This is a genomic window from Ralstonia sp. 1138 (assembly GCF_040544795.1).
Classification (GTDB): Bacteria; Pseudomonadota; Gammaproteobacteria; order Burkholderiales; family Burkholderiaceae; genus Ralstonia; species Ralstonia flatus.
Genome location: NZ_JBEPKQ010000006.1, coordinates 165,714 through 178,229 on the forward strand (window position 1 = coordinate 165,714; position 12,516 = coordinate 178,229).

Here is a 12,516-nt window from a genome sequence, read left to right on the forward strand (position 1 = left end):
GCGCAACCACGATTCAATTGTGTCATGAGCCAAGTAGCAATCAGCGCGCCCGCGCACCCGCCCATCCTCGATGACGAATACGCACGCCGGTTTGGCGGCGTCGCCCGGTTGTACGGCCCGCAGGCGCTCGAGCGGTTTGCGGCGTCGCACGTGTGCGTGATCGGCATCGGCGGCGTGGGGTCGTGGGTGGCTGAGGCGGTGGCGCGTTGCGGTGTCGGCAAGTTCACGCTGATCGACCTCGATCACATTGCCGTGTCCAACACCAACCGCCAGATCCACGCGCTGGGCGACGCGTATGGCATGGCCAAGGTCGACGCCATGGCCGAGCGCATGCTCCAGATCAATCCGCGCGCCGAAATCAGCCGTATCGACGACTTCGTGACCGTCGAAAACGTCGAGGCATTGCTCGGCCACCCGTTCGACTACGTGATCGATGCCATCGATGCTGTGAAGGTGAAGACGGCCATCATCGCGTTCTGCAAACGCACCGGCAAGCGCGTCGTGACGTGCGGCGCCGCGGGTGGGCAACTGGACCCCACACGCATTCGCGTGACAGATCTCTCGCGCACGATTCAAGACCCCCTGCTGGCCAAGGTGCGCGGCAACCTGCGTCGCCAGCACGGCTTTTCGAAGAACCCGAAGTCGCGTTTCGGTATCGACGCGGTGTTCTCCGACGAGCCGCTGCGCTACCCGGAACCCGAGCAGCAGGCGTGCGCCGTCGAGTTGCCCGTTGAGTCGAGCCACGCCGGCATCCACGACCTTGCGGCGGCGGGCGACATTGCCGTGGTCAACGCGCCGCCCGCGCCGCAGCCGGCGCAAGGGCCGCAGGGCCTGGCATGCGCGGGGTTTGGTTCGTCCGTATGTGTGACGGCGGTGTTCGGGATGGTGGCCGCCTCAACGGCGCTGCGCGCGATCGCCGGCGTGTGACGGCGTGCGGCCTTATCGCGGGATGACCTGATCCAGCTTTTCGCGGATGGTGTCGGCGTACACGCCCGACCACCCGTCTCGCGGCTGGCTGTTGGCAAAGACCACAAAACCCGGCATGACCGACACGCCGTATCGATCGGCGGTGTGCTGGTTTTCGTCGAAGTCCATGGTGACGAAGGTGGCGCGTCCGGCGTAGCTCGATTCCATCTGTTCAAGGCTGGCCACGGCGGACTGGCTGGGATGGCTCCACTCTGCGGCAAAGCACACCACCACCGGGTTGCGTTGCGAGGCGTCGATCACATCGGATTGAAACGAGGCATCGTTGACGGTCTTCATGGGCGCTCCCAGGGTGGAGTGGACGCCCGCGCAACGAAGGCCTGCGGGCAGGGCCACTCTGACTCTAGGCAGCAGACCGCCGGTCGACAACCTGTGTTCAGGCGACGGGCTCGATATTGCGCAGCGGGCTGCCCATTTGCGCCAGATACGTCGTCATCATGCGGTCCATCATGTCGACATGTTGGGCAAACCAGGCGGGCAATTCCGCCACCAGCCGACGGCCCAGTTCCATCTCACCGGCCGCGGCGCGCTTGCGCACTTCGCGGCACAGCGCCAGCACGTTGTCGTGTTCGCCGCGATGGCAGTGACGCGGGGGAAAGTCGGCCGCGTCCATCCAGGCGTTTTCTTCAGCGAAGTGATGCTCGGTGTGGTCGATGAAGGCGTCGAGTGCGTGGATGAACTCCGCGTCCGACGCATCTGCAACGGCATTGAGCAGCGCACAGAACTCGACGTGGTTGGCGTCGGTGGCGGCGTCTCCGAGTTGGAGCGCTTCTGACCATTCGATCACGGGCATGGCAGGCTGGGAAATGGGATGGGCGAGGCGATCAGCTTAAGTGAGGTACACCGCGCCGCAGTTTGACGACGGGCAAACCTGTTAGCCGGCGTCCGGGGCGGGATGCTGCTGCAGCACTTCCACCGCCCGCGCATAGAGCGCCACCGATGGCGCATAGCCACGCCCGATCTGGTACAGCGTGCCGCCTTGTTCCGCCAGCAGGCTCGGGAAGCCATTGATGCCCCAGCGGCGCGAGAGTCGGAAGTCTTCGCGTGTTTCATCGCGCAGCGCATCCGTATCGAACACGGCATCGAAGTGTTCCGCCTTAACGCCATGGGCCAGCGCAACGTCGCGCAGCACATCGGCTTGTGTGGTGTCGCGCCCTTCAGCGTAGAAAGCGTGCTGGATCGCCTGAAAGACGGTGAGCACGCGTTCGTCGTCCTCGGCCCAGTGTTCGCGCGCCATGACGACGGCGCGGCAGGCGGGTTCGGTGTCATAGACAAAGCCGTCGCGACGCATGGCCACCTGGGGCGACTGGTCGAACGGCATGCCGCTGCGCTCGGCCACGGCATGCCAGTGGTGGAGGATTTCGTCGCGCTTGTCGGCGGCCATCGGCTCGCGCTGGCCGGGGCGCAGGCCCCCCGTGATGACCGTAAGCGGCACCGGCGCACCCAGCGTGTCCCCCAGCCGCTTGCGCAGGTCAGCCAATTGCGGGCCGAAGCCGTAGCACCACGAACACATCGGATCGGCCACGTAGATCAATCGCATGATGGCTGCCTCAATTCAATTTGGACGCGAGCTGCCGGCGCCAGTGTGATACCGCCTGGGGCGCGTCCCGCATCATGTCGAATACCGAGACCATCGTCTTGCGCGCAATGTCGTCGCGGAAGGCGCGATCCCGCTCGACGATGGCGAGCAATTGCTCCAGGGCCGCTTCGTAATCCTGGCCGGCGATGTACTGCTGCGCCAGGTCGAGCCGGGCCTGCAGGTTGTCCGGTTGCGCTTCCACGACCGTGCGCAGGGCACCGGCATCGGGCAGCGTGTCGGCCCGTTCGGTGGCCCGCAGGCGCGTTTGCAGCGGAGCATAGCGCTCGTCCTGCGGCGCCTTGGGCGAGAGCAATGCGAATTCGTCCTGCGCGGCATGCGCGTCGCCGGTGTCGAGCAGCAGGTTCACCAGCGCAAAGCGCGCGGCGTCGAAGCCGGGGTCGAAGGCCAGGGCGTTCTGGAATGCTTCGCGCGCGTGGGCAGTTTCACCGGCCTGGCTCGCGGCCAGCCCTTCGCGATAGGCGACTTCCGCGGGTTGCGGGATCACGCGGTCAAGGAACGCCCGCAATTGCGCTTCCGGCAAAACCCCGACGAACTGGTCGACCGGCTTGCCATCCACGAACGCCACTACGTACGGGATGCTGCGGACGTGGAACTGGGCGGAAAGCTCGGGGTTTTCGTCCGAGTTGATCTTGGCGAGCTTCCACTTGCCGGCGTATTCCGCTTCCAGCTTTTCCAGCATCGGACCCAATGTGCGGCAGGGGCCGCACCATGGCGCCCAAAAATCGACCAGCACCGGGATCTGGCGAGAGGTCTCGATCACTTCTTGCGCGAAATTCTGCGAGGTGATGTCGCTCATCGTCGGGGTTCTCCTGAGGGGCAATGGCGCCGGCATAGGCGCCGGCGAGAGGTATCAGCCATTTTACTTGGGGGTGGACCGGGCCGTTTCGAGGCCGGCTGCGGTGCGGTGTGGGCACCGCAATGACGTATGTCAGAGCAACGGTTGAAAATAGAACGATCGTTCGGATACCATCCGGTAAAAACAACACACAGATTCACGGAGACATGGCATGACACGACCGCACTTCCAGTTCTGGCCCCGCCGTTTGCCGCACAACATCAGCTCGCCGCAAACGAGCCTTTGGTACAACCTGGAAGTGTCTGCCCGACGCTATCCGGACAAGGATGCCGTCATCTTCTACGGTCGGCACACGACATTCCAGGAACTGCACGACGATGCCGTGGCCGTAGCTGGCTGGCTGCAACAGGTGGCGGGTGTGCAAAAGGGCGATCGCGTGCTGCTGTACATGCAGAACTGTCCGCAGTTCATGGCCGCGTACTACGGCATCTTGCGCGCCGATGCGGTGGTCGTGCCGGTCAACCCGATGAACCGGCCCGAAGAGTTCAAGCACTACGTGACCGACGCGGGCGCCGCCACGGTCATCTGCAGTGCCGATCTGGCCGCTAACGTGACCGCCGCCAACGCCGACTTGCCGGAAGCGCAGCGCACGCGGCACCTGCTCGTTACGTCGTACGCCGATGCGCTGCCGGCCACCTACGAATATCCCGAAGACGCGCCCCCCGCATGGATCACCGCCCAGCATCCGGCGCAGCCTGGCGCCGTTGCATGGAACGACGTGCTCGCGCAGCGCCTTGTGCCCGGCCCGCACACCGCTGGACCCGACGACCTGGCCGTGATGCCATACACATCCGGCACGACGGGTTTCCCGAAGGGCTGCATGCACCCGCATCGCACGGTGATGCACAACATCGTCGGTGGCTCGATGTGGTCGAACGGGACGAAGGAGGGCGTGAGCCTGTCGATCATCCCGTTGTTCCATGTGACCGGCATGCAGTACGGCATGAATGCGCCGATCTACATGGGCTCGACGGTCGTGATGCTGCCGCGCTGGGATCGCGAAGTGGCGGGGCGGCTGATCTCGCGCTACAAGATCACGCATTGGACGAACATCCCGACCATGGTGATCGACTTCCTGGCGAGCCCCCAACTGGCGGAGTTCGACCTGTCGAGCCTTGCCTACATTGGTGGCGGCGGCGCGGCGATGCCGCAGGCCGTGGCCGAGCGCCTGCTGAAGGATTTCAACCTGGCGTACCAGGAAGGCTACGGCCTGTCGGAGACCATCGCGCCGACGCACAGCAATCCGGCCGATCGCGCCAAGCAGCAGTGTCTCGGCATTCCCGTGTTCAACACCGATGCGCGCATCGTCGATCCGCAGACGCTCAAGGAATTGCCGCCGGGCGAGGTGGGCGAAATCATTGTCAGCGGCCCGCAGGTGTTCCTGGGCTACTGGGGCAAGCCTCAGGCCACCGCCGAGGTCTTCATCGAATTCGAAGGCAAGAAGTTCTTCCGCACGGGCGATCTCGGCAAGATGGACGAAGAGGGCTATTTTTTCCTCACCGACCGGCTGAAACGCATGATCAACGCGTCGGGCTTCAAGGTGTGGCCGGCCGAGGTGGAAAGCCTGCTGTACAAGCATCCCGACGTGCAGGAGGCGTGCATTATCGGCACGCGCGACGCGTATCGCGGCGAGTCGGTCAAGGCGGTGGTGGTGCTCAAGGCCCACGCCAAGGGCAAGACCACCGAAGACGACATCATCAACTGGGCGCGCGACAACATGGCGGCCTACAAGTACCCGCGCGTGGTCGAGTTTGTGGATGCGCTGCCCAAGTCCGGCACGGGCAAGGTGATGTGGCGCACGCTGCAGGAGCAGGAAAACGCAAGGAATGAAGCAGCCGAGAAACCGGCCGCTGCCTAAAGAGCGCAGCAAGAGAAAGGGGCCCGAGTGGCCCCTTTTTCAATGCCCGCGCGCCTTGAAGAGCAGTGCGCCGATGCCGTGGAAACCACGCTGGCGCGCATGCCGCATCGGCGTGACGCCGCCGCGGTCGGCCAGGTTCGGGTCCGCTCCGCCGTCAAGCAGCAGTTGCACGGTCTTCTCGTATTTGTCGCTGCCATCGCCCAGCGCCACGGCTTCGATCAGCGCGGTCAGGCCCAGGTTGTTGGTGGCATCGGGCGGAACGCCGGCCTTCACGAGTTCATTGACGACTTCGACATAGCCGCGGCGTGCAGCCGGGATGAGCGCGGTGTCGCCGTCCCCGTTGGTGGCGCGCAGGTTGGCGCCATGCGAGAGCGCCAGGCGCACCGTTTCCGCATCGCCTTGGGCCGCAGCGAGCAGGAAGGCGCTGTTCTGCGTGTTGTCCTGCACGTTGACGTCGGCGCCGGCCTGGATGAGCAGGCGTGCTGCCGCGCCCATATGCGCCATGACGGCAGCGATGAGCGCCGTGCGGCCATCGGCGTCGCGCGCCTTGAGGCTGGCGCCTTCGGCGAGCAATGCCTGGATAGCCATCGTGTTGCCGGCCTGTGCGGCGAGGATCAGGTCGCGATCACGCGTGGCCGGGTCGCTGCGGCGGGCGGGGCGTGCGTCGGGCGTGCGTGTCGTGCTGGGCGCAACCTTCGCACCGGCGCTGGCCGCCACATGCAGGATGGGCAGATGCTGCTCCTGCCAGGCGTTGGCCATGTCGCCTACAGCCAGTGCCATCCCCAGCATGACGCCGATGAGCTGGTTGAGCGCTGGATGCGGGGCGATGAGCATGGCGGGCAGGTTCAGGCGCTGAGATAGGGATCCGGCAGCGGCGCGGTGTCGGTTGCGTCCGTTGCATCGGTCGTGGCGCAGGGGCCGTTTGCCGCGTCGGTCGCCTGCAGGCGCGACCACAGGCGGTCCAGATACGGATCGTGCAGCCCGTTGCTGGCCAGGCCGATCAGCGTGCGCTGCAGGTATTCGCGTGCCGGGCCGTACAGCCCGACCGCGTTGCGCAGGCAGCCGACCACGCGCTCGTCGGGCAGGCGGCCGGCATACGCTTCGTGCGCGCGGTTCATGACAAAGGCCAGCGCCAGGACGCGTTTGCCGTTGATCTCGGTCGGCAGCCAGCGGGGGAGGTACGCGCCGGTCAGCATTTCGCGGCGCCACAGCACGCGGAATTCATGCTCGGCATGGTCGCGCGGTACGCGAAACGCCACGCCCCGGCAGCTGCCGCCCCGGTCGAGGCCGAGTACGAGCCCTGGGTTGTCCCAGGTGCCGCGGTTGATGCGGGAGTAGAGATAGAAGCCGCGGTGATAGCCGTGCACCGTGGCACGTGCGGCCTCGGTGTGAAAGATCATCGGGTTCCAGATCAAGGAGCCGTACCCGAACACCCAGGCGTCCTGGCATTCGCCGGGCGCAGCCGACAACCGCGCGAGCGTCGATGCAAGCGACGCTTCCAGCGCAGCCTCGGTCAGCAGCGACGACGCGACGGGCGAATCACCCAGGGCGGCGCGCAACCGGTTCTGTTCGAGATCCTCTCGGGTGACGGCCATGTCGCAAGCATAGAGCAATCGTCAAGAGTGGTCACGCGGGCGGACGGCCGATGGCCCGGAAACAGGGCGTTGCGCGTGTAGGGGGAGGCTTGACTATGGCGCGGCCGCAACGGTGAAGCGTGCGCAGCCGGAAAACTGGAGGCGGGGGATCGGAATTGAACCGTCTTATACGGCTTTGCAAGCCGCAGCATTGACCACTCTGCCACCCCGCCGGGGGAGGCGGCTTGCGATGCGCCGTGTGACGCATCGCAAGCCGGGGCGGATTCTAGCGCAGGATCAGACTTCCAGCAGGTCGACTTCAAAAAGCAACGTTGCGTTCGGGGGGATCACACCGCCCGCGCCGCGTGCGCCGTAGCCGAGGGCCGCCGGGATGATCAGCTTGCGCGTGCCGCCGACCTTCATGCCTTGCACGCCTTCGTCCCAGCCCTTGATGACCATGCCGCCGCCCAGGTGGAAGGCGAAGGGGTCGTTACGGTCTTTGCTGGAATCGAACTTCTTGCCGGCCTGGCCGTTTTCGTAGAGCCAGCCGGTGTAGTGCACGGTGACGTATTTGCCGGCCGTGGCTTCAGCGCCGTCGCCGACGACGACATCTTCGTATTGCAGGCCGCTTGCGGTGGTTTCGATGGTCATGATGAGCCTCGTGGAGTGGCGTGGGTGATAAGGGAACAGGCTCAGGCAGCGGTTGCGGCCTTGAGGGTTTCGAGCTGGACGTGGACGTTGTCCGCGTCGTTGGCGACCCAGATGTCGCCGTCCTGGATGGTGACCTGCAGACGCATGGTGCGTTCCACCATGGCGGCCAGCGCAGCCACGGTGTCGGCGGCGACTTCGTACACCGACACGTTGGCAAAGCGCGTGATCTTGCTTTCGGTCTGCTGCCACCACACGCGGCTGGCGTTGCCGCTATATGTATAGACGGCGACCTGCTCCGCGCGGTTGCTGGCCTTGCGGATGCGCGTGTCGTCGGGGTTGCCGAGGTCGATCCACAGCTCGATGGCGTCGGTCAGGTCGCGCTGCCAGAGTTCGGGCTCGTCGGGCTCCGACAGGCCGCGTGTGAAGGCGAGTGTTTCGCTGGCGTGGCGGGCGAAGGCGAGCACGCGCACCATCATGCGTTCGTCGTTCTCGCTCGGGTGGCGGGCGACGGTCAGCGCGCGGTTGGCGTAGTAGTGGCGATCCATGTCGGCGATCTGCAGATCGACCTTGTAGATCGTGGATTTCAGGGCCATGCGGGTGGTCGGCGGATGGGCCGTTTTTGGCAAAGCGCGCATTGTCGCACGGGCCGATGAAGCTGACGGCATCGGCCGGGCGCATTCCCAACGGCGGCTGTTTGCGGTATACGAGCGGTGCGTGCGCTAGTCGGCGCATGTTTTTCCTATCCAAACCAGGACAATCAGAACGATGCGTTGGATATTCGGAATCGTGGGTCTGTTGCTCGGAGGCCTGTCGGGGGGCGTCGTCGGGGCGTTCTTTGGGGCATTGATCGGTCTGGGACTGGCATCGCTGATCTTGTACATGGACAAGCGGGCCAGCGCGCAGTGGGCCAATCCGCCCGACGGCGCCGGCGCAACGGGCACGGCGCCTGACCATGCGGCCCCCCAGGCAGCCATGTCGCCGCCCGCGACGCTGCAGGAGCGTGTGGCCCGGCTCGAGCACGAGGTTTCGCTCCTGCGCCGGCAACTGGCCGAAATCAGAGGCGGAACGTTCGTCGCGCCTGCCGAGGTGGAGCAGGCAGCCGCAGAGGTGCCACCGGCCGTGGCCGAGGCATTGCCGTCCGTGGAGGCGCCTGCGGTGCCCGTGCCTGCGCCGCAGGGTGCGGTTCCGCCGCCGATGCCTCAACCTGCTGCGCAACCCGTGCCCGTCTTGGCACCGCACGAGCCCGATTGGGTGGAGCGCGCCGTCGGCGCCGCCCGCGACTGGCTGCTGGGCGGCAACAGCGTGGTGCGGGTCGGCATCCTGATCCTGTTCTTCGGTGTGGCGTTCCTGCTCAAGTACGCGGCGGACAACAGCCTGCTGCCGGTTGAATTCCGGCTGGCCGGTGTGGCGGTCGGGGCGATCGCGTTGCTGGGCATCGGCTGGCGCCTGCGCGAGAAGCGCCCGGGCTATGCGCTGGTGCTGCAGGGTGGCGGGGTCGGCGTCCTGTATCTGACAGTGTTTGCAGCGACGCGCGTCGTGCCGCTGCTCAGCCCGGGGATGGCGTTTCCGCTGCTGGTGCTGATTTGCGCGCTGGCCGCCGGGCTGGCGGTCAAGCAGAACGCGCCGGCGCTCGCTTTTACGGGCAGTGCAGGCGGCTTCCTGGCACCGATTCTGATCTCGACGGGCCAAGGCAGCCACGTGGCGCTGTTCAGCTATTACGCGCTGCTGAACGCGGGCATTTTCGCCATTGCGTGGTTCCGGGCGTGGCGAGCGCTGAATCTGCTCGGCTTCGTCTTTACGTTCGGCATTGCCACGGCCTGGGGCGTGCTGCGCTATCAGCCGTCGTTGCTGGCGAGCACCGAGCCGTTCCTGATCCTCTTCTTCCTGATGTATGTGGGCATTGCGCTGCTGACCGCGCTGCGCCGCCATGTCAGCCTCAAACACTACGTTGACGGCACGCTGGTGTTCGGCACGCCGCTGGTGGCGATGGGGTTGCAGGCGGGGCTGGTGCACCACATTCCGTTTGCGATGGCGTGGAGCGCCACCGCCCTGGCCGCGTTCTATCTGGCGATTGCGGGCTGGCTGGCGCCCAAACGAGCGAATCTCGGCCTGCTGTACGAAGCGATGTTTGCGTTGGGTGTGATCTTCATCACGCTGGCAATCCCGCTGGCTTTCGATGGACGCACGACCAGCGCGGTGTGGGCCCTGGAAGGTGCCGCCGTGGTGTGGCTGGGCGTGCGCCAGCAGCGGCGGCTGGCGCTGGCAGCAGGCCTGCTTCTGCAACTCGCGGCCGGCGCCGCCTTCGCCGTGGATGCCGTGTTCGACTGGGCTCCGCAGCACAGCTGGGCCGTGCTCAACAGCCGTTATATCGGCGGGGTGTTGATTGCGCTGGCGGGCGTCTTCAGTGGCTGGCGCCTGCACGGCAAGGCGGAGGCGCGTGCGTGGCTGAAGGCGGCGCCGGTGCTCGGCATTGCTGCGTCGGCGTGGGGCTTGCTGTGGTGGCTCGGTAGCGGCAGCAACGAGATCGACCGCTGGGCCTGGCGCATTGCCACCAAGACCGTCGACCGGCCGGACATTCCGCTGTACGCGGCCTTTGCCGTGCTGACGGCGTGGGCTGCACACGGCCTGCGCCGCAAGCTCGATTGGGCACTGGCCGAGTGGCCTGCGCTGGCGTTGTCCCCGGCGCTGGCGCTGATTTCGCTGGCTGCGATCGAACACTGGGCGCCGTCGCCGCTGGCCGGCTGGGGCGGACTGGTGTGGATTGCCGCCGTGGTGCTCGCCTTCGTGCTGCTGCGTCGCCAGGAACGCGACGTGAAAGACAACCTCCTCGCGCCGCTGCATACCGTGCTGTTCTGGTTGATCTGCGGCGTACTGGCCACGGAAGGCTACTGGCGCCTCGACGCCTACGTGCCCGAGGGCACGTGGAGCTTCGCCGCCTGGGCCTATGCCTACGGCGCGTTGCTCGCCCTGCTGGCAGGTGCAGGCTGGCGTATCCGCTGGCCGATTGCCCGTTTCGAGCGCGCCTATCTGCTGTGGGGCGCCGCACCGCTGGCTGCCCTGCTGTGGTTGTGGAGCCTCGCCAGCGCTGCCAGCGACGGTAATGCCGCGCCGCTGTTCTACCTGCCGATTCTCAACCCGCTGGACGTGGCGCAACTGCTGGTGTTCCTTGCCATCGCGCTGTGGATGCGCCGCGTAGCGCTACAGAAGCTCGTCCCCGAGCCGATGGTGATCGGCTACGCCATCGGCGCGACGCTCTTTATCTGGGCCAACGCGGTGCTGCTGCGCACGCTGCACCATTGGGCGCATGTGCCCTACACACTGGACGATCTGGGCGCCTCGATGCTGGTGCAGGCGTCGCTGTCGATGTTCTGGACGGTGCTGGCGTTGGCGGTGATGGTGTTTGCCACGCGGCGCGCCAGCCGCGCGCTGTGGTTCACCGGCGGAGCGCTGCTGGGCGTGACGGTGGTCAAGCTGTTCCTGTTCGATCTGTCGCGCGTGACAGGTGTCGAGCGCATCGTGTCGTTTATCGGGATTGGCGTGCTGCTGTTGTTGATCGGCTATCTGTCGCCGTTGCCGCCAAAGCCCAAAACTAGCGCCCAAGCTGAAACCGGGGAGGTTCTGTGAAGAAGGTTGCTTTTGCGATGGCCGTGGCGTCGCTGTTGTCTGCGCCGGCCTGGGCCGAGCGTTTTGCATTGACGGGCACGCCCGGCGCCCCTTACTACGCCGTCACGCTCAGCGAAGACGTCTATGCCCATGCGCGCGAGGCCAATCTCGCCGACCTGCGCATCCTCAACGGCGACGGCGAGCCCGTGCCGTTCACCGTCGACATCCCGCGCGACCCGGCGCCGCAGGCTCGCACGCTGCACGACGTGCACTGGTTTGCCACGCCCATCGATGATGCGCAGACGCCCGGCGCCGCCGGTGTCGTGCTCGGCACCGACGGCGTGCTGCGTGCGACGGGCGTGCAGCCATCACAGGCCTCTGTGCGCGCATGGGTCGTCGACCTCAGCCAGCTTCGGGACACGGTGACCGCGCTGGTCGTGGCGCTGCCCGCTGCGGAATTCCAGAGCGGCGTGAGCGTGCAGGCCAGCGATGACTTGCAGCATTGGAGCCCGGTCGCCCAGGCCACGCTGTTCCGCCTGTCCAACCAGGGCAGCACGCTGGTGCAGGATCGCATCGAGTTCACCGGGCTGCGGGCGAAATACCTGCGTCTGACCTGGCAGGGCAAGCCCCCTGCGCCGGATGCCGTCCGCGCGGAGGTGGCGGCCGGCGCGCCGGTCGCGTTGGCGGACAGCGCCATTCAGTGGCGCTCAGGTCTGGCGCCAGTGCAGACGCCAGCCGCCGGCGATTACCAGTTTGATACGGGCGGCGTGTTCCCGGTCGAACGCGTGAAGATCCATCTGCCGCAGCCCAACACCGTCGCGCAGGCCACGCTGTACGCGCGTGCCGATGCCCAGGCGCCCTGGCGACCCGTGACGTCTGCGCGCCTGTTCCGGCTGGCTGGAGCGGACGGAAAGGGCGAGCAGGAGAACGCGGCCATCACTGTGCCTGCCACGGGCGAGCGCTACTGGCGCCTGCAGGTCGACACGCGCAGCGGTGGCCTGGGTGCCGGCGCGCCGCAATTGGCGATCGGCTGGCGTCCGGCCACGATCACGTATGCGGCGCGCGGCAATGTGCCGTTCACGCTGGCGGTGGCGGAAGTGGCGCGCGGGAATCCGATCGCACGCGCGGATTTGCTGGCAGGTGCGTCGCCCGCGATTGCGCAGGCACAGCTTGGCGCGATGAGCGATTCCCCCGCCGATGCGCTCAAGGCCGAGCCGCCGGGCGGCCGCCAGCGTCAGTGGGTGCTGTGGGGCGCGCTGTTGGCCGCGGTGGCGGTGCTGGGCGGCATGGCGTGGCGGTTGTTCCGCGCGCCGGCCGTGCCGCCGGATGCGTCAACGTAATCCCCATCGCTCAAAGAAAACGGCGCCACCTGGGCGCCGTTTTTTTTTTG

Annotated in this window: 12 protein-coding genes and 1 tRNA gene; 4 read left to right on the forward strand and 9 right to left on the reverse strand. The window is 66.5% G+C overall.

Annotated features, from left to right (window positions below; all coding sequences use genetic code 11):
- Positions 1-24: 24 nt before the first annotated feature.
- On the forward strand, positions 25-927 hold the full coding sequence (tcdA, locus tag ABIC76_RS23185) for a tRNA cyclic N6-threonylcarbamoyladenosine(37) synthase TcdA (protein WP_354535382.1): 903 nt from the start codon (positions 25-27) through the stop codon (positions 925-927).
- Positions 928-939: 12 nt separating this feature from the next.
- Here the strand turns inward: tcdA and ABIC76_RS23190 are convergent, their stop codons facing one another.
- The 4 genes from ABIC76_RS23190 to trxA all read right to left on the reverse strand — a co-directional run bounded on the left by ABIC76_RS23190 (position 940) and on the right by trxA (position 3,380).
- Complete coding sequence (locus ABIC76_RS23190; protein WP_004629440.1) at positions 940-1,263, reverse strand: thioredoxin family protein; 324 nt, start codon at positions 1,261-1,263, stop codon at positions 940-942.
- 97 nt (positions 1,264-1,360) lie between these two features.
- Positions 1,361-1,777 carry a bacteriohemerythrin gene (locus ABIC76_RS23195; RefSeq protein WP_354535383.1) on the reverse strand — a complete coding sequence of 139 codons (417 nt, stop codon included), beginning with the start codon at positions 1,775-1,777 and terminating at the stop codon, positions 1,361-1,363.
- Between the two features lie 81 nt (positions 1,778-1,858).
- Positions 1,859-2,524 carry a DsbA family protein gene (locus ABIC76_RS23200; protein WP_354535384.1) on the reverse strand — a complete coding sequence of 222 codons (666 nt, stop codon included), beginning with the start codon at positions 2,522-2,524 and terminating at the stop codon, positions 1,859-1,861.
- A 10-nt stretch (positions 2,525-2,534) separates the two neighbouring features.
- Complete coding sequence (gene trxA, locus ABIC76_RS23205; protein WP_102064749.1) at positions 2,535-3,380, reverse strand: thioredoxin; 846 nt, start codon at positions 3,378-3,380, stop codon at positions 2,535-2,537.
- Positions 3,381-3,591: 211 nt separating this feature from the next.
- Between trxA and ABIC76_RS23210 the strand changes: the two genes are divergently transcribed.
- Positions 3,592-5,298 carry a long-chain fatty acid--CoA ligase gene (locus ABIC76_RS23210; RefSeq protein WP_102064750.1) on the forward strand — a complete coding sequence of 569 codons (1,707 nt, stop codon included), beginning with the start codon at positions 3,592-3,594 and terminating at the stop codon, positions 5,296-5,298.
- 39 nt (positions 5,299-5,337) lie between these two features.
- Here the strand turns inward: ABIC76_RS23210 and ABIC76_RS23215 are convergent, their stop codons facing one another.
- From ABIC76_RS23215 to ABIC76_RS23235, 5 genes are all read right to left on the reverse strand, one after another.
- Entirely contained in the window at positions 5,338-6,132 is a 795-nt protein-coding gene (locus ABIC76_RS23215) for an ankyrin repeat domain-containing protein (protein WP_102064751.1), read from the reverse strand.
- 11 nt (positions 6,133-6,143) lie between these two features.
- The gene (locus ABIC76_RS23220) at positions 6,144-6,893 is read right to left on the reverse strand and encodes a gamma-glutamylcyclotransferase (protein WP_027677921.1); all 750 of its coding nucleotides are present in this window, start codon (positions 6,891-6,893) and stop codon (positions 6,144-6,146) included.
- Positions 6,894-7,029: 136 nt separating this feature from the next.
- Positions 7,030-7,105, reverse strand: a tRNA-Cys gene (locus ABIC76_RS23225).
- Between the two features lie 64 nt (positions 7,106-7,169).
- Positions 7,170-7,523, reverse strand: a complete 354-nt coding sequence (locus ABIC76_RS23230; RefSeq protein WP_012761517.1) for an FKBP-type peptidyl-prolyl cis-trans isomerase — start codon at positions 7,521-7,523, stop codon at positions 7,170-7,172.
- 41 nt (positions 7,524-7,564) lie between these two features.
- Positions 7,565-8,116: a YaeQ family protein gene (locus ABIC76_RS23235; RefSeq protein WP_354535385.1), complete on the reverse strand. Its 552-nt coding sequence runs from the start codon at positions 8,114-8,116 to the stop codon at positions 7,565-7,567.
- Between the two features lie 172 nt (positions 8,117-8,288).
- On the opposite strand from ABIC76_RS23235, the gene ABIC76_RS23240 reads away from it, so the two are divergent.
- Positions 8,289-11,147 carry a DUF2339 domain-containing protein gene (locus tag ABIC76_RS23240; RefSeq protein ID WP_354535386.1) on the forward strand — a complete coding sequence of 953 codons (2,859 nt, stop codon included), beginning with the start codon at positions 8,289-8,291 and terminating at the stop codon, positions 11,145-11,147.
- On the forward strand, positions 11,144-12,466 hold the full coding sequence (locus ABIC76_RS23245; RefSeq protein WP_354535387.1) for a DUF3999 domain-containing protein: 1,323 nt from the start codon (positions 11,144-11,146) through the stop codon (positions 12,464-12,466). The genes ABIC76_RS23240 and ABIC76_RS23245 overlap by 4 nt, the downstream gene beginning before the upstream one ends.
- The last annotated feature ends 50 nt before the right edge of the window (positions 12,467-12,516 follow it).

Coding starts and splice junctions, on each gene's coding strand:
- tcdA (WP_354535382.1), top strand. CDS start 25: ATGAGCCAAGTAGCAATCAGCGCGCCCGCGCACCCGCCCATCCTCGAT.
- ABIC76_RS23190 (WP_004629440.1), bottom strand. CDS start 1,263: ATGAAGACCGTCAACGATGCCTCGTTTCAATCCGATGTGATCGACGCC.
- ABIC76_RS23195 (WP_354535383.1), bottom strand. CDS start 1,777: ATGCCCGTGATCGAATGGTCAGAAGCGCTCCAACTCGGAGACGCCGCC.
- ABIC76_RS23200 (WP_354535384.1), bottom strand. CDS start 2,524: ATGCGATTGATCTACGTGGCCGATCCGATGTGTTCGTGGTGCTACGGC.
- trxA (WP_102064749.1), bottom strand. CDS start 3,380: ATGAGCGACATCACCTCGCAGAATTTCGCGCAAGAAGTGATCGAGACC.
- ABIC76_RS23210 (WP_102064750.1), top strand. CDS start 3,592: ATGACACGACCGCACTTCCAGTTCTGGCCCCGCCGTTTGCCGCACAAC.
- ABIC76_RS23215 (WP_102064751.1), bottom strand. CDS start 6,132: ATGCTCATCGCCCCGCATCCAGCGCTCAACCAGCTCATCGGCGTCATG.
- ABIC76_RS23220 (WP_027677921.1), bottom strand. CDS start 6,893: ATGGCCGTCACCCGAGAGGATCTCGAACAGAACCGGTTGCGCGCCGCC.
- ABIC76_RS23230 (WP_012761517.1), bottom strand. CDS start 7,523: ATGACCATCGAAACCACCGCAAGCGGCCTGCAATACGAAGATGTCGTC.
- ABIC76_RS23235 (WP_354535385.1), bottom strand. CDS start 8,116: ATGGCCCTGAAATCCACGATCTACAAGGTCGATCTGCAGATCGCCGAC.
- ABIC76_RS23240 (WP_354535386.1), top strand. CDS start 8,289: ATGCGTTGGATATTCGGAATCGTGGGTCTGTTGCTCGGAGGCCTGTCG.